The sequence below is a fragment of the Duganella sp. Leaf61 genome, from assembly GCF_001421905.1.
GTDB classification, from domain to species: domain Bacteria; phylum Pseudomonadota; class Gammaproteobacteria; order Burkholderiales; family Burkholderiaceae_D; genus Rugamonas; species Rugamonas zoogloeoides.
In genome coordinates this window covers 393698-414244 of record NZ_LMLM01000023.1, presented here as the reverse complement: position 1 = coordinate 414244, position 20547 = coordinate 393698, and the positions used below count along the sequence as shown (strand labels likewise).

Here is a 20547-nt window from a genome sequence, read left to right as displayed (position 1 = left end):
CAGCTGATGAATTATTTGCCGGTCAAACCACGGCGCTCGAGCAACGGCTCGATGACCGGATCGCGGCCACGGAAGTTGCGGAACAAATTCATGGCATCGTCGGTACCGCCGCGCGAGAGCAGCTTGCTGCGGAACCAGTCGCCGTTTTCGCGCTTCAGGCCGCCCTTCTCCTTGAACCATTCGACGGTGTCGGCGTCCAGCTTTTCCGACCACAGGTACGCGTAGTAGCCGGCCGAATAGCCACCCGAGAAGCTGTGCGAGAAGTACGTGGTGCGGTAGCGCGGCGGCACCGGCGCAAAATCGACCCCCATGTCCTTGAGCGACTTCGCTTCAAAGGCCAGCACGTCGGTCGGGATTTGCGCCGGCGTCAGCTGGTGCCAGCGCTGGTCCAGCAGCGAGGCCGACAGGTACTCGGTGGTCTTGAAGCCCTGGTTGAATTTTTTCGAGGCGATAACCTTGTCCAGCAACTCTTTCGGCATCGGCGCGCCGGTCTTGTAGTGTTTGGCGTAGTTGGCCAGCACTTCGGGCCAGATCGCCCACATCTCGTTGACCTGCGACGGATACTCGACGAAGTCGCGCGGCACGCTGGTGCCCGAGAAGCGCGGGTATTTCACGTTCGAGAACATGCCGTGCAGGGCGTGGCCGAATTCGTGGAAGGCAGTCGTTACTTCGTCGTAGGTCAGCAGCGTCGGTTCGCCCGCTGGCGGCTTCGGAATATTGAGGTGGTTGGCCACGACCGATTTGGTGCCCAGCAGCGACGACTGCGAAATGTATTCGTTCATCCAGGCGCCGCCCTGCTTGTTGCCGCGCGCGTACATGTCGGCCAGGAAGATTGCCAGCTGCTTGCCGTCGGCATCGAACACGTCGAACACGCGCACGTCCGGGTTGTACACCGGCAGGTCCTTGCGTTCCTTGAAGGTGATGCCGTAGAGCTTGGTCGCGGCAAAGAACACGCCGTTGATCAGCACGTTGTCGAGTTCGAAGTATGGCTTGAGCTGGTTCTCGTCGAAGGCGAAGCGCTGGGCGCGCACCTTGTCGGTGTAATAGGCCCAGTCGGCCGCACCGACGGTGAAGTTCTGCTTGTCCGCATCGACCACGGCTTGCAGGTCGGCCGCCTCTTTTTTGGCGTTGTTGACGGCTGGCGTGGCCAGTTCGGTCAGCAGCTTGTTGACGGCAGCGGTGTCATGCGCGGTCTGGTCTTCCAGCGAGTAGGCGGCGTAGTTTTCGTAGCCGAGCAAGGTGGCTTTCTCGGCGCGGGCCTTGGCGATTTGCAGCACCAGCTGGCGGTTGTCGAACTGGCTGCCGTGGCTGCCGCGTTCGAGCGAAACGGCCATCAGCTTCTCGCGCACCTTGCGCTTGGTGAGCACGGACAGCGGCGGCTGGCCGGTGGTATTGACCAGGGCGACGACGAACTTGCCATCCTTGCCCTGGGCTTTGGCGGCGGCAGCGGCGGCATCGATCTCGGCGGCGCTCATGCCATCGAGTTCTTCGCGGGTATCGACCACCAGCGCCGAGGCGTTGATTTCCTTGAGCACGTTCTGGGTGAAATTGGTTTGCAGCGTGGCCAGCTTGCCGTTGAGCTCCTTGAGCTTTTCCTTGTCGGCAGCGGACAGCTTGGCGCCGGCGCGCACGAAGTCGGTGTGATAGCGCTCGAGCAGGTGCTTCGATTCGGCATCGAGTTTCAACGCGTCGCGCTTGTCGTACAGCGCCTTGACGCGCGCATACAGTTTTGGATTGAGGTAGATGGCGTCGCTGTGGGCGGCCAGCTTGGGCGACATTTCGCTGTCGATCGCGTCGAGCTTGTCGTTGGTATTGGCGCCTTGCAGGTTGCCGAACGTGGTTTGCACGCGGGTAAGCAGCGCGCCCGATTTTTCCATCGCCACGATGGTGTTCTCAAAACTGGCGGGCGCCTTGTTGTTGGCGATCGCGGTGATTTCCTTCAGGTGGATCTTCATGCCCTCGGCGTACGCAGGCAGGAAATGCTCATCCTTGATCTTGTCGAAGGCCGGGTACTGGAACGGCAAGGTGCTGGCGGTCGCCAGCGGATTGCCAGCCAGCGGCGCGGCAGCAGCAGCCAAAACGGGTTGCGCAAAGGCGATGCCAAGCGCGGCGGCAACAAGCAACAGGTGGGGACGGGCCATGTCGATCTCTTTCATTAAACGCCAAGGGAATGCTGCAGCAGCAAGAGGGACCTCCCGATGCGCAGCGCACAAGCGTTCGATCATAGCAGGGCGACAAGGTGAACGTCACGGGCAAAAATTGCTGCAGTGCAGTTGATCGGAACGCGAACCTGATTCCCGAATAAAGATTTGTGCATGAAAAGTTTTTGCGAACAAAGCTGACGCGGGAGCGCAACACGGACGTGAAAAAGTCGGCTCGGGTTGCGCTCCCACGCGGTGCGCCTGCTGCCGCCACAACAACTTGCCGACCGGCTCCAGAATCGAATTTAATTTTGCTGGTTTCCCTTGCAGTGTTATGTGCGCCACGAAGCTCGATGGCTACGTAGAAATAGCGATAAATAATATTCGCTTCGATTCCAGCGACTAATTAATTCCAGCAATCCGCCCATATCACAAAAGGGTGGAAATACGCGCTGCGCCACGGTTGAGCCACCTCACTCGCCTGATATTGACTGCCCCGGCTTTAAAAATCACCATGAATCGGCATTTCGCTCATTTTGATTTAGGGAGTCATTATCATGAACAATTTATTTTCACAGCACCAACGCGGCCAGGGCATGATGGAATACGTGATCATCGTCGCAATGATTGCCGTGGCCGCCATCGGCGTGTACTCGGTCTTCGGCCAGACCATCCGCAACCAAACGTCGGGCCTGGCCAACGAGGTGGCAGGCAAACCGGCCCAGGCGCAGATTCAGGCTGCCGGCACCACGGCGCAGACCGCCGCCACCCGCGCCAATACCAAAAAGGGCATGTCCGAATATAACAAGGATAACGATGCCGGAAATTAATCAATAAAATACCGACATTAAATATTTACGCATAAATACGAGCCCATCATGCGCGGCCAGCGGCCCAAAGCGTATTCATCATGGCGCCAGCGCGGCCAGGCCATGATATTTACCTTGTTATTCGGCATCGCCACCGCGCTGATTACCCTGGTTTTATTTAATAGCGGCATATTGGCCAATACCAAAACCCGTTTGCAAAACGCCGCCGACGCCGGCGCCTACAGCGCCGGCGTCCTGCAGGCGCGCGATCATAATTTTTCCGCCTATCTGAACCGCGCCATGGTCGCCAACCAGGTGGCCGTGGTGCAAATTGCCAGCCTTAAATCGTACCTGGAAGATGCGGCGGCCACGCGCAAGCGGATGGATGGGGCGGTGTTAAGTCTCGAAGCCCTGCTTCCGGATAACAAGCCTGAATGGGAATTTGCCGAGCACCTGCCGGTCGCCACGACCCATTCCGCCTTCTCTGCCTTTGCAGGACCGGCAGTCACCGGTCTCGACGCGCTGATCAAGGCGTTCGAGGTGGCGCAGCAAGCGCACCACGTCGCCACGGCAATCAACATGGCGCAAGTGGCGGACGAGGCCATCAAGCGCAACGACCCGCAAGCGCAGTTGACGTCCGGGGCATTCCTGGTCGGCCGCACCGCCTTGCAAGTCAATGCCTGGCGTGATGCTACCCGCCAGCATCGCGCCAACGATCCATCCCCGGTCGCCGACCGCTTTGCCGACGTCACCGTCAGCAGCAATTCAACCGATGGCTTTACCCGCAACCGGCCGTCCACGCCCACGGCGCACTGGCGCTTCACGGAAGTCAAACCATGCAAGCTGCTGCCCAACCACGCCTACTCTAGTACTTTGTTCGCGTTTGCCCACGCGGGCGGCAGCTTCCTCGGCAGCGACAAAAAACGCTGGCTGTCGCTGGACGCCACGCTGGGCGGCGGCTTTGCCACATGCACATTCTGGTATCCGTGCTGGACCGGCATCTGCTACACCACCACATCCTGGCCCCTGATCGACGACAACATCGTCGGCGGCTCCGGCGGTGCATTGGCCGGCAGGAGCGGCGGCTACAGCGATGACACGGGTTACCGCAACAACCCTGCTGCCAGCGACCATTACGGCGCCGCACTGGTCTCGCCGCTCACGTTTGTGCCGGCAAGAATGCGCTATGCGCAGGGGCCGGGCACATCGCTCGACACCGCAGGCGGCCTGCAAAATTACTACCGCGACGCACGCGATCCCACCATCACGCCCGCCGACCAGACACCGGAGCGCAACGGCGGCGCCTATGCCGTCACCATCGAAGCCGAGCGCACGGGCAGCACCATCCGCACCAGCGGCAAACTGCTGCCCGGCAGCGACGCGCTGCGGCTGCAAGACGGCATGCGCGGCGACACGCTGCGCGCGCTGGCAGCGGCGCAATCGTATTTTTATCGCAGCAAAGCCGATGGCGCCGGCTTTACGCGTTCCGGCTGGGCCCGCAGCGACGGCAAAACCGAAGTCGCCAATCTGTTCAGCCCGTACTGGCAGGTGCGTTTGAGTGATCGCAGTGTGGCAGACCGGAGCGCATCATGGGCTGCCCAGTGACCGGCCCGACCCGCCATGTAGCTGTCCGCCAGTATGGCCAGGCCATGGTGGAATTCCTGGTGGCGGCCATGTTCGTGCTGGTACCGCTGTTCATCGCGGTGACCGCGCTGGCCAAGCTGGCCGATGTGCAGCACACCACCACCATGGCAGCGCGCTACGCCGCCTGGGAGCGTACGGTCTGGTATGAACCATCGGCCACTGGTTTCAATACCCTGCACGACCCCAACCAGAAATCGTCCGAGGAAATCAACAACGAAATCGCGCTGCGGCTGATCCATGACCGCCAGGCCGGCGCCGTGATCCGCGCCACCGATCGCAACGCCACCGCGTTCGATAACGGCAGCGACCCGTTGTGGCAAGACCATGCGGGCACGCGCTACCTCGACAACCGCTCGCAGATCGAAGGCGACATTGCGGCCGTCAAGCCGGACAGCGATATCGCCGGCGCCGTCATCGACACCCTGCACAACGTCAGCGTCAGGGGACTGGTCAATTTCGTGCCGCCGTTGCCGGTCGAATCGTTGGCGGTGGCCGACGTGTCGATCGACCGGGTAGCCAAGAACAGCACAGCGTACCAGCGCCTGTGGTCCGACACACCGTGGCAAGGCATCGCCTTCACCGCCAGTGGCGCCATCCTGTCCAACACCTGGGCCGCCAACGCCCGCAGCGGCACGCGCGCCATGGTGGAAAAGATGGTGCCCACCGCCCAGGGGCTGGGCGCGCCGATCACGGCTGCCAGGCTGGCAATGCTGCCCTGGGACGGCGCCACCGCAACCATCGAAGTCGGCAAGGTCAGTGTCGACCAGGTGCCGGACGACCGGCTCAAGTAACTGTCACCAGAGAGACTCATCGTGCCCACCATCCTTGCCCTGTCCTTGTTCGCGGCCGCAGCTGTGCTGACCGGCAGCGCTGCCGGCGCTGCGCCGCAGGCCTTCACGCCCGAGATGCTGAACATGCTGCCACCGCCAGGGCTCTACCGCCTCGAAGTCAGCCAGGGCATCACCCGGCACCTGGATACACCCGTGACGATCACCGATCACAAGAATGGTGCCACCGGCACGGTCACGACGACCACCGACACCGGCGAGAACCGCACGGTCACCACCACCACTGGCGGGCGCAGCACGACCTGCCGACGGATGGGCCAGCAGGTCGTGCCCGAAGCTGCGCCATTTGCCGCGCCACACGCCTGTAAAAACCTGTCCTTGACGCTCGACGGCAACACTCTGACCATGGTGGACCAGTGTTCCATTGGCCGCATGACCAGCACCGTGCGCAAGCTCAGCGACACGACCTGGGAAAACGCCTTTGACGTCGCCCAGCCGGTGCCCCTGCCGGGCGACGCATGGGGCGTGCCGGAATTGCTGGAAGCTAACGGTACGCCCGAGCAGCGTGAACAGGCCAGGCAAGTACGCCGCGTCAAGGCCGAACGCGATGCGCAGGCGGCAGCGGACATTGCGCGGGTACGCGCCGCATTGAACCGCGACTTGCAAACTGCCCGTACCGCCAAGGAGCGCGCCAGCGCGCGCAAGGCGATCGAGGTGATGGCGGGCATCGACGCCCGCCAGCCAGCCATTCGTCATACCCACACCGAACGCTGGACCCTCATCAGCCGCACATGCGGCGCGGTCAAACCCGGCCCCGCCGCGCCGGCCTTGCAACGGTGACCGGGAGAGTGCCATGCCATCCCCTTCCTCATTACTTTTTCTCGCGCTCGGATGCTGCCTGGCCGCACCAGGCAGCGCGCAACCATGCCCGGCCGCCATCCCGCCCGGCCTCAGCGCGGTGCCGGTTGCCAGCAACGTCGCCAGCGCCGGCCTGGCGCTCGACATCCGCCAGGTGCAAGGCAAGGAAGACCTCGCCACCATCCTGGACCGTACCGAACAGCAATGGCGCAAGGCCGGCCACGCGGTACGGCGCGATACCACCGCCGGCTGGCAAGTGCTCTCCGCCCTGGGCGGTGACTGCCTGGTGACCTTGCAACTGGTGCCGCAAGGTAGCAAGGGCAGCTATGGCTACCTGTCGCGCGGCCGCAAGGCGACGGCTGCCTTGCGCGCGGTGACCCCGGCCACGCTGGGCGTGCCGCTGCCGCCGGGATCGAAACTGGCGTCATCGGTGGCCAGCAATGACGATGGCCGGCGTGGCGTGACGATGGCGCTGCATTCGCGCATGCCGGTGCCGCAGCTGCGCCAGTTTTACATGCAGCAGCTGGCCGCCGGCGGCTGGCGCGCCACGCGCGCGCACGACATCGACGACCGGCAGCGCGGCGCCGGTCTGACCTTCATCACCGCCCAGCGCGACCGGCGCCAGATCAGCATCGTCATCTGGCCCGACGGTCCGAGCCAGATCATCCTTACCGCCGTGGAGGCGCTATGAAATCGCTTGTTCGTCTCGATCCTCATTGCGGCCAGGCGATGACCGAATACGTGGTGGTGCTGCTGTTCGTGGTGGTGGCGCTGGTGGCGGCCACACACCCGTCGTCGCCGGTGCATGCGCTGGTGGCGGCGTTGAAGGATGCGTACGCGGCCTATTCCTATGCGATTTCGCTGAGCGTATGAGCCATGGCCTCCCCCACCAAGATCATCGCGCGCATGACGCACCCGGCACTGCTGCTGGGCCTGGCAATGGCGCTGGCCGCCGGCGTGGCGCTGCTGGCCTACCTGTACTTGCAGCAGCGTGAAACCGCCATCAAGAACGAGCTGGCCGAGCGCTCGCAGCAAAAGGCGCCGGTGACGGTGCGCGTGGTGGTGCCCAAACAGGATGCCAAGGCCGGCACGCTGTTGAGCAGCAACCACTTCGTGGCGCGTCCGGTCGAGGACGACCTGGTCTATCCCGACACCGTGCTGGCCGATGATTTTCCGTCGATGGAAGGGTTGCGCCTGGCACGCCCGGTCTTGCGCGGCCGGCCGGTGCAACTGAGCGACCTGCAACAGCCGGAAGTCAATGACGTGGCAGCCGTGGTGCCTGCAGGCCAGCGCGCGATGACCATCGATATCGACAACCTCAATTCCATCGCCCACACGCTGCGGCCGCAGCACCGGGTCGATATCTTCCTGATCTCGAAAGCGGCCAGGCCGCGTCACGAACGCGCGCCGGTCGACGAAAAATCGCTGGAACAGGCCACGCTGTTCATGCAGGACATGGTGGTGCTGGCCACCGGCCGCGAGTTCCAGGAGATCGATAACACACCCGGCCAGCAGGCCAGCAAGATTGCGCGCCCCGGCGAGGTGGAAGGCGCGCCGCCCGAGGAGCGCCAGTTCGATTCCATCACCCTGCTGGTATCGCCGCGCCAGGCGGCCAGGCTGATGGTGGGCCAGCGCCTGGGCAGCTTCCGCGTGGTCCTGCGCGGCAAGCTCGACCATGAAGCACTGGCGCTGGCGCCACTGCGGGGCGCCCACCTGATGCCCGTGGAACGCGGCCGCGACAGCGGCATCGAATTCATTGTCGGCGGCGCCAGGGCCAGTGGGGGCATGCTGGCGCCGGTTGCCATGCCGCCAACGCTCGCCAACCCCACGTCGCAGGCCGCGCCGCAGCCGATTCCCGCGCTGCGCGATAACCAACCAGGCAGGCTATGACATGAAACTCCACCGCATCCTGACCCTGGTCGCCAGCGCCTTGCTGCTGATCCCTGCGCTGACACCGGCCCTGCCGGCCAAAGCCGTCAAACCGCAGCGACCCGCGCTCGACTACCGCGCCACCGAGCCACTGACGCTGGCCGCCGGCGACATCCGCCTGCTGCCCGTCGCCGGCAAGGTCGTGCGCGTGGCGCTGGGCAGCGGCAACCTGCTCAGCACCACCACCGTGGATGGCAAGCTGCTGCTGATCGCCGAACAGGTCGGCACGACCACCTTGCTGGTCTGGACCGACACCACCGTCCACGCGTGGCGGGTACAAGTGGTGCCGCGCGACCTGCTTGAGGTACGCGCCAAGGTCGACGCCCTCACGCGCGGCGTGGCCGGCGTCCAGGTGGAACAGGTGGGCGCGGAATTGGTGCTTGGCGGCGTGGCCCACAAGGACGTGCTGCAACGCCTGACCACCAGCCTGGCCGGCACGCCCAACATCGTCTTCAACGTGCGCGAAGATCAGGGCACGTCGCACACGCGCTCGGTCCTGTTCCGCCTGCATTTCGTGGAAGTGAAGCGCTCGCTGCTGGAACAGATCGGCATCAACTGGGCCAAGAGCGCCAACGGCCCGGTGCTGGGCCTGACTGGCGTGGCGCGCGCCACCGGCGTGTACAAGGATGGACGCCAGCGCGAGGCCGGCGACGATCTGCTCGTTGCCGTACCGCCGTTTCGCCAGGTCGGCAGCGCGCGCGACGGCGCCTTTCTCGGGCTGGCCACCACCATTACCTCGCGCCTGAACCTGGGCATCTCGAACGGCGACGTGCGGCTGCTGGCTTCGCCCGAGCTCACCGCCAAGAACGGTGGCAAGGCGCGCCTGCAAGTGGGTGGTGAAGTGCCGATCCCGCTGGCCGGCGCCTTCGGCGCCACCACGGTCGAGTTCAAGCCGTACGGCATCATCCTGGCCATCGAACCGCAGATCGATGCGGCCGACGTCATCACCGCCAAGATTTCCACCGAGCTGTCGCAGATCGATCCGGCGGTGTCGGTGGCCGGCATTCCCGGCTTCATCACGCGCAGCACCGCCACCGAGGTGAGCCTGAAAGCCGGGGAGATGATCGCCCTGTCCGGCCTGGTCAACAGCGAAATGTCCACCGCCATCGACCGCGTGCCGGCGCTGAGCCGCATTCCGATCCTGGGCCGCCTGTTCCGCTCGGACGACTTCCGCACCAACCGCACCGAGCTGGTGGTACTGCTGGAGCCGGAAATCATCGCGCCCGGCGACGGCCTGGCGCAGCAATTACGCCAGCGCGGCGAGGCCCATATCGGCACGTTCGGCGACAAGCTCGAGCAATTGCGGCAAAGCCATCCGCCATTTCCGGCGCCAGCATCATCCGGTGAGCCAGTGCCGCCGGCTTCTGCACAGCAGCCGGGACCGTCGATTCCTCCGGCGCAGTCGCTGCAGGCGGCGCCGTCATTACCGTCGATTCCTCCCGCGCAGCCGCTGCAGGCGGAGCCGTCACCACCGTCGGTGCCTTCGAAGCCGCCGGCATCGGCCGCGCCACCAGTGCCGCAACCACAGCTGCCACCGCAGCCGTGAAGGAGCCGCCATGTCCCCCATCATCTGCATCGAAGTCGCCCGGCGCGGCGAGCCTGTCGGCCAGGGTAGCAGTCCCGGTCCGCACTGCTTTGTCGGCAAGGACGAGGGTAGCGTGGTGCCGCTCACCGGCTGGCGCATCGGCCGCCGTCAACTGGCATTTACGCTCCGCGACGATGGCCTGCACCTTGCGGATGCCGGCGGCATGGCGCCGGTGCGCGTCAATGGCAACGATGTGCGCCAGTACGGCCCGCTGGCGGCCAACGACGAAATCGCGCTCGGCGACTACACGGTGCGGGCGCGGCTGCGCTCCACGCCGGATCCGGTCACCGTCATCGACGCCGTGCCAGCGCCAGCAAGCAATCCGACGCCGGTCCTGAGCGCGCTGGAAAATCCCGACGGCATGCTGCTGCGCGCCGCCCTGCACCGCAAGCTGATTGCGGCCATGGACCTGCGCCGCGTCAACGTGGCGCGCATGGCCGATGCCGAATTGCGGGCGGCAGTGCAAAAACTGATCGAAGAGCTGATCGACACCGACGACACCTTCAGCCCGCTGCGCGCGCTGCGCGACGAATTGCGCGACGTGGTGCTCAATGAGATCGTCGGCCTGGGGCCGCTGGAGGCGCTGCTGGCAGACGAGCAGGTCAGCGAAATCATGGTCAACCGCCACAACGATATTTTTATCGAACGCGACGGTGTGCTGACCCGCTCGCACATCTCGTTTTCCAACGACGCGGCAGTGCTGGCGGCCATCGAGCGCATCGTCTCGCCGCTGGGCCGGCGCATCGACGAAAGCTCGCCGATGGTCGATGCGCGCCTGAAAGACGGCTCGCGCGTCAACGCGGTGATTGCGCCGCTGGCCATCAAGGGCCCCGCGCTGACCATCCGCAAATTTTCGCGCCGCAAGCTCGGAACCGACGACCTGCTGCGCTTTGGCGCCCTCAACGAAGCGATGGTCGGCTTTTTGCGGGTGGCGGTGCGGCTGCGCGCCAATATCGTGGTGTCGGGCGGCACCGGGTCCGGCAAGACCACGCTGCTCAACGTGTTGTCCAATTTTATTCCCGACAACGAGCGCATCGTCACCGTCGAGGATGCTGCCGAGTTGCAGCTGAGCCAGCCCAACCTGGTGTCGCTCGAAGCGCGGCCACCGAATATTGAGGGGCGCGGCGCCGTCACCATCCGCGACCTGGTGCGCAACTGCCTGCGCATGCGGCCCGACCGCATTATCGTCGGCGAGTGCCGCGGTGGCGAAGCGCTCGACATGCTGCAGGCCATGAACACGGGCCACGATGGCTCGCTGACCACCGCCCACGCCAACAGCCCGCGCGACTGCCTGTCGCGGCTGGAAGTGATGACCCTGATGAGCGGACTGGACATTCCGATGCAGGCGATCCGTGAGCAGATCGCCTCGGCCGTCAACCTGATCGTGCAACAGACGCGGTTTTCCTGCGGCACGCGCAAGGTCACCCACATCAGCGAAATCGGTGGCATGGAAGGCAGCCTGATCCAGCTGCAAGACATCTTCCGCTTCGAGCAGGACGGCTTTGGCGCCGACGGCAAGGTGCGCGGCGGCTTCGCGCCCACCGGCCACATTCCCGACTTTTACCAGGACCTGGTCAAGCGTGGCCTGCCGGTCGATACCACCATCTTCAGCGCGGGGAGCTTGCCATGAGCCATGCGATTTCCCCCCTGCTGCTGGTCGGCGCGATTTTTATCGTCGTGCTCTTGCTGCTGTGGCTGTTCCTGTACTTCGGCAGCCGCTGGCTGTCGCGCCGCCAGCAACGGCTGGCCAGCGCCGCCCAGAGCGACCTGGCCGGCATGTTCATCTTCACCGACGCCGAGCGCATTTTCGTGCTCAACCTGGTGATCGCGGCGGTGGCGCCGATCGGGGTGTGGCTGCTCACTGGCAACCTGCTGCTGGCCGGCCTGGCCGCCGCGCTGGCGCTCGCCGCACCGCAGCTGCTGTTGCGCATCATTGGCCGGCGCCGCCTGCGCCGCTTCGAGCAGCAATTGCCGGACGCCCTCCTGATGATGGCCGGCTCGCTGCGCGCCGGCGCCAGCCTGGGCATGGCGCTCGACGCGGTGGCCGCCGAAGCGCCTCCGCCCGTGTCGCAGGAGTTCGAACTGCTGCAGCGCGAACTGCGCCTGGGCGCCGATTTCGCCGTGGCCCTGGGCGCGCTCGAGCGCCGCGTGCCGCTGCCCGACCTGACGCTGGTCACTGCCGCCATGGCGCTGTCGCGCGAAGTGGGCGCCAACCTGGCAGAGACGCTGGAGTCGCTGGCCAAGACCCTGCGCGCGCGGCTGCAAATGGAAGGCAAGATCCGCAGCCTGACGGCGCAGGGCAAGATGCAGGGCCTGGTCATGAGCGCGTTGCCGCTGCTGCTGATCGCGGTCCTCAACGTGATGGAACCGGAGGCGATGGCGCCGCTGTTCCTCGCGTGGTACGGCTGGGTCACCATGGCCGTGATCGTCTGCACGGTGGGCGTGGGCTACCACTTCATCCGCAAAATCACCGCGATCGATGTGTGATCATGGCCCTCATCCTTCTTTCAATGCTGATCGGCCTGGCCTGCGCCCTGTGCGTGGCGGCGCTGGCTCATGGCGCCGTGCGCCTCAAGCGCCAGGTGCCTGATGAGGACCGAGCCTGGCTCGATCCGCTGCCACGCCCGCTACGCCTGCTGTGGCCGCTGATCCGCCTGCTCGACTACCACCTGGGCCACTGCTTCCCGCGCGCTCTGCTGGCCGGCCCCGGCGAGCAGTTGCGCCTGTCCGGGCTGCTGTACCTGATGAGCGCAGCGCAGTTCATCGCGCTGTGCGTGGTCAGCATGCTGGGCTTCGGCGTGCTGGCGGCCAGCGTGCTCGCTGCCGCCGGCCTGTTCAACTGGACCGCCGTGCTGCTGGTGGCCATGGTGGGCTTCATGTATCCGCGCATGTGGCTCAAGGACGCGCTCAAGACCCGCCGCAAGCAGATCATCAAGGCGCTGCCGACGTACCTCGATTTCCTGGTGATGTCGGTGGAGGCGGGCCTGAACATGGCCGGCGCGATTACCCAGGCGGTGGCCAAGGGGCCGGCCGGCCCGCTCAAGAGCGAATTCGCCTTCGTGCTGCGCGACCTGCGCGCCGGCCTTACGCGCGCCGAGGCGCTGCGGCGCATGGAAGAGCGGCTGCGGCTGCCGCAAATCTCGAGCTTTGTCAGCGCCGTGATCCAGGCCGAACGCATGGGTGCGAGCCTGGGCGCCACCTTCCGCGCGCAGGCCGAGCAGCGCCGCGCCGAACGTTTCCAGCGCGCCGAGCAACTGGCGATGGAAGCCCCGGTCAAGCTGATCTTTCCGCTGGTGGCCTTTATTTTTCCGGTCACCTTCCTGGTGCTGATTTTCCCGATTGCGATGAAGTTCCTGCAATCGGGCGTGGATTTCTAGGTGCGGCAATGGCTACCCTGCGCTTCCACTCCGCTACCGGCGAACAGGTGCTTGACGTCGAAGTGGCCGCCAGCGTGGTGACACGGCTGCGCGGGCTGCTGGGACGTCCGCCGCTCGCTTCGCACCAGGGGCTGCTGCTGTCTCCCTGCAATATGGTGCACACGGCAGGCATGCGCTATCCGCTCGACCTGGTATTCCTGCTCCACGACGGCCACGTGCTGCGGGTGGTGTCCGGCGTACGGCCCAACCGCCTGCGGCTGTGCTGGCGCGCGTGGTACACGCTCGAACTGGCGAGCGGCACGGCCGCGCGTTGCGGCATCGCGGCGGGCATGGCGTTGCCGGTAGGGAGGCTGCGATGAGCATCGTTCACCAGCCCGCACCTGGTCGTGTCGCCCGGGCCTGCCGGCATCATCGGTACCACCAGCGCGGCCAGTCCGCCACCGAGTTCATCGTCATTTTCCCGGCGCTGGTGATGCTGGTGTTCGGCATCCTGCAAACGGCGCTGTTGTACCAGGGCCGTGCCACGCTCAACTACGCCACCATGCTGGCTGCCCGTGCCGGCGCCATGCACAACGGCGACGTGGGCGCCATGCGCAACGCGCTCGCGCGCGGCCTGGCGCCCCTGTTCGCCAGCCAGCCGGGCGCCACCGGCTACGCCAGGGCACTGGAAAAAGCGGCGGCGGAAACCGCCGGCCCGGCCGCCCTGGTCAGCGTCGAGATCCTCAACCCGAGCAGCGCGGCATTTGCCGACTTCGGCCGCGCGCGCCTGGACGGCGGCAGCGGCAAGGAACTGCCGAACGACACCCTGGCCTACCGCAGCAGCACCCCCGGCGCCACCGCAAAATTCTCGGTCCAGGACGCCAACCTGCTGCACGTGCGCGTGACCTACTGCTTCCGCCTGCTCGTGCCGGTGATCGACCGCATCCTGCACGTCGCCTTCAACGCCGACGATCCCGCAACCGAGGGCGCCGGCCTGCGCAACCCGTTCGGCATCGGCGCCGAGCCCACCGCGCCCCACTGCAACAACGCCGCATTCCCGGGCCGGCGCATCCACATCCAGAGCGAAGCGCTGCTACGTATGCAGTCGCCATTTTTCGAAGCCAACCTGGCCGGCTCGACCAAGCCCGGCCAACCGGGACCGGCCACACCGAACGACCCGGCCACACCCCACGATCCCGACGATCCGGAAGCGCCGGTCGATCCGGGTGGGCCGATCGACCCGTCACCTGGGGAGCCGCCGCCATGTTTTTGACCCAACCCCTGCGTCATGTACTGGCGCGCCTGCTGATCGTCTGGCTGATGTTGTGCATACTGGCCGGCGCCACGCTGTCGGCGTGGGCGCAATCGTCGGGCGGTGGCGTGGTGTGGAAAATCTGCGACCCGCCACCGATCTGTTTCGAGAGCAAGGAAGCCAAGGATGCCTGGGCCAAGGAAGAGAAATGCCGCTTTATCGAGGAGGTCTGCGAGAAGACCACGCCGGAGCAGGACAAGAAAGGCGCCAGCGAAGCGGACAAGAGTCTCTGGGGACAATTGTGGGACAGCGTCAAGGGCGCCCTCACCTACGGCTATGAATTCGTCAAGGGCCTGTACGCCGGTCTGAAGGACCAGATTGCCGACCTGACATACCTGTTCACCAACACGGGCGATGTCGTCCAGGGCCTGATCCAACTGGGCAAGGCATTTTTTGAAGACCCGAAAGGAACGCTGCTCTCGCTGAGCGAACTGCTCGGCCAGGAAGCCGTCGACGCCATCACCAAGGCCACCCAGTGCGGCGCCTACGATCTTGGCAAGGTCGTCGCAACCTATGTGAACCCGTACTTCGCAGTCAAGCTGGCGCAGCGCCTGACCAAGTATGGCGGCAAGCTGGCCGACGCCAGCAAGGCCGTCAAACGTGACTACGGCTGCGTCAGTTTTGCAGCCGGCACGCTGGTCCTCACCGCCAACGGACTGATACCGATCGAACAGGTCACCATCGGCCAGCAAGTCCTTTCGCGCAACGAGCGCAACTACGCCGACCGGTCGCAAGCAGTTACCCACACCATGAACCGCCAGGCCAGCGCTTACCAGCTGCTGACCACCGAAGGCAGCAGCTACCGCGTAACGCCCGAGCATCCGATGTGGTTGCAGGGCAAGGGATGGACGCCAGCCGAGCAGATACAGCCCGGCGACGTGCTGGCCGGCGAACGACTGGACAGCCTGGTCATCACCAACCAGGCAGTAACGCAGCCTCTACGTGTCTACAACCTTAGCGTGGGCAGGACGCCCAGCTACTTCGTGGGGACGGTGGGGATTTGGGTTCACAACATCAGTTGCGACCTCAGCGTTTTCAGCAAGCGCTACAACGATTTGGGATCGCATGAAAGAGGCTTCTACGCGGAGCATCAAATCTTCGAAGAGCTGTTGGAAAGGGGCATGCAACCAGTTGGAAAATCCTTCGACCCCAGAGGTAAAAATCCGCAGGAGCTTTTTGCCAAATGGTATGGAAGCAAAGGGATAGACGGCATTTACAAGGACGCCGATGGTAACTACATCATCATCGAATCGAAGGCGACGGGCGGGGCAAAGCCAGATGATCCAGCCGGCTGCAAAGGCAAGCTTTGCATGACAAAAAATAGTGGTCGACAACTTAGTAAAAAGTGGACCGAAGAGCGCTTGAAAGACCTGGTGACCGACCCGGTAGAACTGGCGAAGATCACCGATGCACTGAACAGCGGAAAGGTGAAAAGGATTTATGCGCAAACAGATGCCGAGGGTACTACCTACCATCATGTGATTGATGAATCACCCACAGACGTGAAATTAGGGGAGCAGTGGAAACCATGAATGAACACCGAACCATGAGAAATCCCATCGGTCACGCAGGCAGCTACGAAGAATATTTCACCAGTATGGCTGATTGGGAACGGCGCTGGGACGCCGAGTTTGCCAGCCTGCCCCCCTTGAACCAGGCAGCAATGACCTGGTCACGCCTTTATGATGACAAGAAATTTTTGCTGCACCAATACGGCGCCGGCTTCGATCTAGAGTCCATCGGCGAAACGTTGAAGGCGCGGATGCCCCGCCTATTGGCAGACGGTGAATATGTACGCCTCCATCGAAAGCATCCACAATGGAGCGATTACCACCTCAGCGGTAACAGCCGGGTCGATGTGGGCTTTGTCGCGCTAGCCCTGTTACTCGTGAACGATAAGGAAATACTGCTTCAACTCAGGCAATGCATCTCGTTTTTAAGAAGCCAGAGAAGATACCTGTTCGATCTTTTACTTCATGCCTACGACCCGGTACAGCAGGTCATACGCGACTATCAAAAGGATAAATACACCGCCTGCTGGGCCGATCCGATCTTGCGCATATTGGCGATGCCGGTTGAAAAACGAGCTCCCGCCATGACAGCGCATATGCACGCGTGGCCGCGCATTGTGAGTCCGTTCGGCTACAAGGAAAAGGTCACCTGCCCGCCCTCGTTTCGCGCCCACTCTTGCGAGTTGGCCTACGAGGTCGCCCTCGCCGTCTGCGCCTACGACATCGACGACACCGCCTTCCGCAATCACCCCTACTACCCGCGCGACCTGGCCGACTACTACCGCCAGCACATCCGCCATAGCCGCGATCAGTGGCGGCCGCTGTACGTGGGCGCCGACTTGCCGATCACCGTGCCGCCACCGCCAAAAAAAGCCGACCTCGCCAAAAGCAAACGCAAGAGCATCGCCCGCTGGGTGGAGCTGGTGGCCGACGGCGATATCGACGCCACCGAAGCCGTGCTCGACGCCACCGGCAAGCCACGCAAGGTTCACGACCTGCAAACGCTGCTGCACAACCTGGCCGAAAGCGACCTTGCCATCTACGCCGACCTAAAAGATGACGAGACGCTCGAACAGCAGGCCAGCGACCTCAGCGAAAAACGTGGCCTGGGGCCGTTCGAGGGGCCGCCCGGTCCACCATACGGCCCGGCCCGTTGCGAGGCCACCTTGGCGGCCTGGAGCGCGTGGCTGGGCGAGCGCGGCTACCTGCTGATCGACATCGACGGCAAGGACAGCGACTGGCACGCCATCGTCGTCAACACCGTGTTCCACCCCGAGCTGCAACAACTAAGCGAACAGCTCGGCATCCCCGTGCGCCTGCATGGCGCTGATCTCAACCCCACTTAGGAGCAAGACATGTTTGGATTTCTGAAAAAAGCCAGGTCCTTTCCCACGCCGCCTGCACTGCCGCCGCTGACCGCCGCCCAGCTGCGCCCGCGCATCAAGCATGTCGACTACATCAGGACACTGCGCGAGGCGGGCGTGCCGCCGGACCAGATTCCCGACCATGTGCCGCTGTGCGGCGACTTGCTCGTCACCTATGCGTTCGACCTGCCCGACACGTTCATCATGGCCACGTCGAAGCTGCTGCACAGCGCCGGCATTGCCCGCGAAGACGCGCCACGCCTGGCGCGCGAAAACCTGGGCAGCACTCTGCCAACGGTCTCGTTCCAGACCCATGACGGTTGCGGGATGGCCATGACCGGCGGTGAGCTGGAGGCGTCTCTGCTGGTGCTCAATGGACTGTGGAAAGTGGTGCAGCAAGACATCAGCGGCGAGTTACTGGTCACGGCGCCGCGCCGCAACCGCCTGCTGATGTGCGACAGCGCCCACGGCCACGCGGTCGATGCGCTGCGCACGCAGACTCTGAAATTTTCGCGCGAATTCCAGGACCAGCATTGCCTCTCCAACCAGATCATGGTGCGGCGTGACAATGCGTGGTCGCTATTCGCGCCCCACTAGGAGGCTGCCATGTCACTCAGCTTCGTATTGGGAAATCTGTCTGGTCGCGCACTGCTCAGCTTTGCGCTGGTATGGGTGGTCTGCTGGCTGGCGAGCCGGCTGGACTGGCGCACGGCGCTGGCGCGCAGCCGCCGCTGGTACGGCGTGCTGTCGGTAGCGGTGCTGACCTTGCTGGGCATGGGCTCGGCGATCGTGAGCGCAGGAGGTGTGCGATGAACCGCCGTCATCACCTGGCCGCCTTGGGCGCATTGGCCTTGTGTGCGCGCGGTGTTCTGGCCGAACCGAAGCGCGCGCTGCGCCAGATGCAGATCCACAAGGTCAGGGAACTGGGCCTGGAGATCTGGGTGGAGAACCAGCCACCGTGGGACACCACGCTGTCCACGCAAACCGGGCGCCCCACCTTCGTCGCGCAAAGCCCGGACGCCTACCATCCGCCCACGGTGATGACGTATATGTCCTGGCCCGGTGCCAATAGTCCGGACAGCACGCTGTCCACCATGGCTACCACGGCGATCCGTGGCGCCAGCCAGAACTTCGGGCTGACGCTGGGCCAGGCCCGGGCCTTGCAGCCGGTGCGGGCCGAGTATGGCGTGCTGCGCGGTTTTGAAGCGGCACTCGACGGCACCGGCCAGGGCCAGGCACTGGACGTGATGATGTTCGTGGGCCAAGCGCCGGGCAGGTTTCCCGTCGTGCTCAACATTTACACCATGCGCGGCAAGATGGGCAGCCTGACCGAGCACCGGCGCCGCGCCTGGACCAAGATCAGCTACCTGTGAGCAAGCACCATGCGCCCGCGCCGACGATCACACGCCGCCTGTCCGCCGCGGCTGGCTTCATGGGCTTCATTGGCATGCCTGGCATTGCTGGCGACGGGCGCGCATGGCGGCGAGGCGGTGCGCTACCGCGATGGACAAGGTATCGAAATGATTGGTGGCCGTACCACGGCTATACCCGACGCTGTATCGGTGCCGCCTGCCTTGGCTGCGAGGCAAGCTGCACCGTTGCGCCTGCAGATCACCGCGCACGAGCAGCAGGCGCGCGACCGCGACCGGCTGGTCATCCTGCGCCAGGAACTCGATGCGGAACTGGCGGCCTTGCAGGAAAACATTGCCCACAGTCGCAGCCTCGCCAACGAACCGCTGCAGCGTTCGCGCGAACAATTACGCCGGCACCAGCAGAACATTCGCGACCTCCGTGCCGAGATTTCACGCACGTCAAAAGCTGCTGAATGATCTATCGAAATTTTCGACAATAAGACGCAAATTTTTCCGCTTTTGAATTGAGCCTGATTCGAACATACTTCGTTTCAGCAGCGCAGAATACCGCGCAGTAAAGCAAACCAAACTATCGAATTTATTGAACATCTTAGGAGAATATATTATGCCAACCGCCATCGCCCAACCAGGTCAAACTCTGCTGAACCCAACCAACCACGCGCTGATCATGATCGATCACCAGTCGCAAATGGCGTTTGCCACCAAGTCGATCGACATGGTGCAACTGCGTAACAACGTGGCGCTGGTGGCCAAGGCCGCCAAGGAATTCAAGGTACCGACCATTTTGACCACGGTGGCGGAAAAATCGTTTTCCGGTCCGATCTTCAACGAAATCAAGGAAGTGTTCCCGGATGAAGTGGCAATCGATCGCACCAGCATGAATACCTGGGAAGACCCGCGCATCGCCGACCGCGTCAACGCCATCGGCAAATCGAAAATCGTGCTGGCCGGTCTGTGGACTTCGGTGTGCATCGTCGGCCCCGCACTGTCGGCGCTGGACCAGGGCTTCGAAGTGTATGTGATCACCGATGCGTCGGGCGACGTGTCCGACGAAGCGCATGAGCGCGCCGTCGAGCGCATGGTGCAACTGGGTGCCCGTCCGATGACGTCGCTCCAGTACCTGCTGGAACTGCAACGCGACTGGGCGCGTGGCGAAACCTACGACGAAACCGTCAAAACCTCGATTGTCAACGGCGGTGCCTACGGCCTGGGCCTGATCTACGCCAAGACCATGTTCAACGCCTCCGAAGGCCACTGATCGGGCTGGCGCCGGACCACCTCATCACGAGCGCATCTGCGCCTCGATGCGGCGGTCCGGCAGGAACCAGACCATGGCGCAGAGGATGTACAACGCATACGCTGCGCACACATGCAGGTAGGCCAGCGGAATGGCCAGCAAGTACAGCACCACCGATACTGCGCCCTTGTATTCCTTGCCAACCGCGTTGGCAAGGATATGGTCGTTGGGATTGCAGGAAATCAGGCATTTTTCCAGCACATAGTAGGCGACCGCTGCAAAAAACAGCACCACGCCATATAGCGCGACCGGCAACGGCGCCATCACGTTCTCGCCCACCCAGGTGGTGGTAAACGGAATCAGCGACAGCCAGAACAGCAAATGCAGATTGGCCCACAACACCTTGCCGTTGACACGTGCCGAGGCGTTGAGCATATGGTGATGGTTGTTCCAGTAAATGCCCACGTACACAAAACTGAGCACATAGCCAAGCAACACCGGCGTCAACGCCTCCAGCGCCGCCAGCGTGGCCCCGTGCGGCACCTTCAGCTCGAGCACCATGATGGTGATGATGATGGCAATCACGCCATCGCTGAACGCTTCCAGTCGATTCTTGCCCATCTTTTTACCCTTACCACCG

At 63.9% G+C, this 20547-nt stretch carries 22 protein-coding genes; 20 read left to right on the top strand and 2 right to left on the bottom strand.

Going from position 1 to position 20547, the window contains the following annotated elements; genetic code table 11:
- Positions 1-11: 11 nt before the first annotated feature.
- Entirely contained in the window at positions 12-2141 is a 2130-nt protein-coding gene (locus tag ASF04_RS14860; RefSeq protein WP_056143233.1) for a M3 family metallopeptidase, read from the bottom strand.
- 557 nt (positions 2142-2698) lie between these two features.
- Between ASF04_RS14860 and ASF04_RS14855 the strand changes: the two genes are divergently transcribed.
- The 20 genes from ASF04_RS14855 to ASF04_RS14765 all read left to right on the top strand — a co-directional run bounded on the left by ASF04_RS14855 (position 2699) and on the right by ASF04_RS14765 (position 19928).
- Positions 2699-2971, top strand: coding sequence for a Flp family type IVb pilin (locus ASF04_RS14855; protein ID WP_019924079.1), 273 nt, complete (start codon positions 2699-2701; stop codon positions 2969-2971).
- A 48-nt stretch (positions 2972-3019) separates the two neighbouring features.
- On the top strand, positions 3020-4555 hold the full coding sequence (locus ASF04_RS14850) for a pilus assembly protein TadG-related protein (protein WP_056143048.1): 1536 nt from the start codon (positions 3020-3022) through the stop codon (positions 4553-4555).
- On the top strand, positions 4540-5385 hold the full coding sequence (locus ASF04_RS14845) for a hypothetical protein (RefSeq protein ID WP_056143045.1): 846 nt from the start codon (positions 4540-4542) through the stop codon (positions 5383-5385). Before ASF04_RS14850 ends, ASF04_RS14845 begins: the two co-directional genes overlap by 16 nt.
- Before the next feature lie 21 nt (positions 5386-5406).
- Complete coding sequence (locus ASF04_RS14840; protein WP_056143042.1) at positions 5407-6222, top strand: hypothetical protein; 816 nt, start codon at positions 5407-5409, stop codon at positions 6220-6222.
- 13 nt (positions 6223-6235) lie between these two features.
- The gene (locus ASF04_RS14835) at positions 6236-6931 is read left to right on the top strand and encodes a hypothetical protein (protein ID WP_156368658.1); all 696 of its coding nucleotides are present in this window, start codon (positions 6236-6238) and stop codon (positions 6929-6931) included.
- The gene (locus tag ASF04_RS27545) at positions 6928-7113 is read left to right on the top strand and encodes a hypothetical protein (protein WP_156368657.1); all 186 of its coding nucleotides are present in this window, start codon (positions 6928-6930) and stop codon (positions 7111-7113) included. Before ASF04_RS14835 ends, ASF04_RS27545 begins: the two co-directional genes overlap by 4 nt.
- A 3-nt stretch (positions 7114-7116) precedes the next feature.
- Positions 7117-8130 carry a Flp pilus assembly protein CpaB gene (cpaB, locus tag ASF04_RS14830; RefSeq protein ID WP_056143036.1) on the top strand — a complete coding sequence of 338 codons (1014 nt, stop codon included), beginning with the start codon at positions 7117-7119 and terminating at the stop codon, positions 8128-8130.
- Between the two features lies 1 nt (position 8131).
- Positions 8132-9715 (top strand): pilus assembly protein N-terminal domain-containing protein, encoded by a 1584-nt coding sequence (locus ASF04_RS14825; protein WP_056143033.1) that lies wholly within the window; start codon positions 8132-8134, stop codon positions 9713-9715.
- A 10-nt stretch (positions 9716-9725) separates the two neighbouring features.
- Positions 9726-11384, top strand: coding sequence for an ATPase, T2SS/T4P/T4SS family (locus ASF04_RS14820; RefSeq protein WP_056143031.1), 1659 nt, complete (start codon positions 9726-9728; stop codon positions 11382-11384).
- Entirely contained in the window at positions 11381-12241 is an 861-nt protein-coding gene (locus ASF04_RS14815; RefSeq protein ID WP_056143028.1) for a type II secretion system F family protein, read from the top strand. The genes ASF04_RS14820 and ASF04_RS14815 overlap by 4 nt, the downstream gene beginning before the upstream one ends.
- 2 nt (positions 12242-12243) lie before the next feature.
- Positions 12244-13131: a type II secretion system F family protein gene (locus ASF04_RS14810; RefSeq protein ID WP_229205059.1), complete on the top strand. Its 888-nt coding sequence runs from the start codon at positions 12244-12246 to the stop codon at positions 13129-13131.
- Between the two features lie 8 nt (positions 13132-13139).
- A complete protein-coding gene (locus ASF04_RS14805; protein WP_082488780.1) occupies positions 13140-13490 on the top strand; it encodes a DUF192 domain-containing protein in 351 nt (116 codons plus the stop codon).
- Positions 13487-14383, top strand: coding sequence for a TadE/TadG family type IV pilus assembly protein (locus ASF04_RS14800; protein WP_056143027.1), 897 nt, complete (start codon positions 13487-13489; stop codon positions 14381-14383). The genes ASF04_RS14805 and ASF04_RS14800 overlap by 4 nt, the downstream gene beginning before the upstream one ends.
- Positions 14374-15954: a polymorphic toxin-type HINT domain-containing protein gene (locus ASF04_RS14795; protein WP_056143024.1), complete on the top strand. Its 1581-nt coding sequence runs from the start codon at positions 14374-14376 to the stop codon at positions 15952-15954. Before ASF04_RS14800 ends, ASF04_RS14795 begins: the two co-directional genes overlap by 10 nt.
- Positions 15955-15968: 14 nt before the next feature.
- Entirely contained in the window at positions 15969-17279 is a 1311-nt protein-coding gene (locus tag ASF04_RS14790) for a PoNe immunity protein domain-containing protein (RefSeq protein WP_162241443.1), read from the top strand.
- A 9-nt stretch (positions 17280-17288) separates the two neighbouring features.
- The gene (locus ASF04_RS14785; RefSeq protein WP_056143020.1) at positions 17289-17894 is read left to right on the top strand and encodes a hypothetical protein; all 606 of its coding nucleotides are present in this window, start codon (positions 17289-17291) and stop codon (positions 17892-17894) included.
- 9 nt (positions 17895-17903) lie between these two features.
- The gene (locus tag ASF04_RS14780) at positions 17904-18110 is read left to right on the top strand and encodes a hypothetical protein (RefSeq protein ID WP_056143017.1); all 207 of its coding nucleotides are present in this window, start codon (positions 17904-17906) and stop codon (positions 18108-18110) included.
- A complete protein-coding gene (locus tag ASF04_RS14775) occupies positions 18107-18670 on the top strand; it encodes a hypothetical protein (protein WP_056143012.1) in 564 nt (187 codons plus the stop codon). The genes ASF04_RS14780 and ASF04_RS14775 overlap by 4 nt, the downstream gene beginning before the upstream one ends.
- A 9-nt stretch (positions 18671-18679) precedes the next feature.
- Entirely contained in the window at positions 18680-19126 is a 447-nt protein-coding gene (locus tag ASF04_RS14770; protein WP_156368655.1) for a hypothetical protein, read from the top strand.
- Positions 19127-19274: 148 nt separating this feature from the next.
- A complete protein-coding gene (locus ASF04_RS14765; protein ID WP_056143006.1) occupies positions 19275-19928 on the top strand; it encodes a hydrolase in 654 nt (217 codons plus the stop codon).
- 24 nt (positions 19929-19952) lie between these two features.
- On the opposite strand, the gene ASF04_RS14760 is transcribed toward ASF04_RS14765, so the two are convergent.
- Positions 19953-20528 carry a TMEM175 family protein gene (locus tag ASF04_RS14760; protein WP_056143224.1) on the bottom strand — a complete coding sequence of 192 codons (576 nt, stop codon included), beginning with the start codon at positions 20526-20528 and terminating at the stop codon, positions 19953-19955.
- Positions 20529-20547 lie beyond the last annotated feature (19 nt).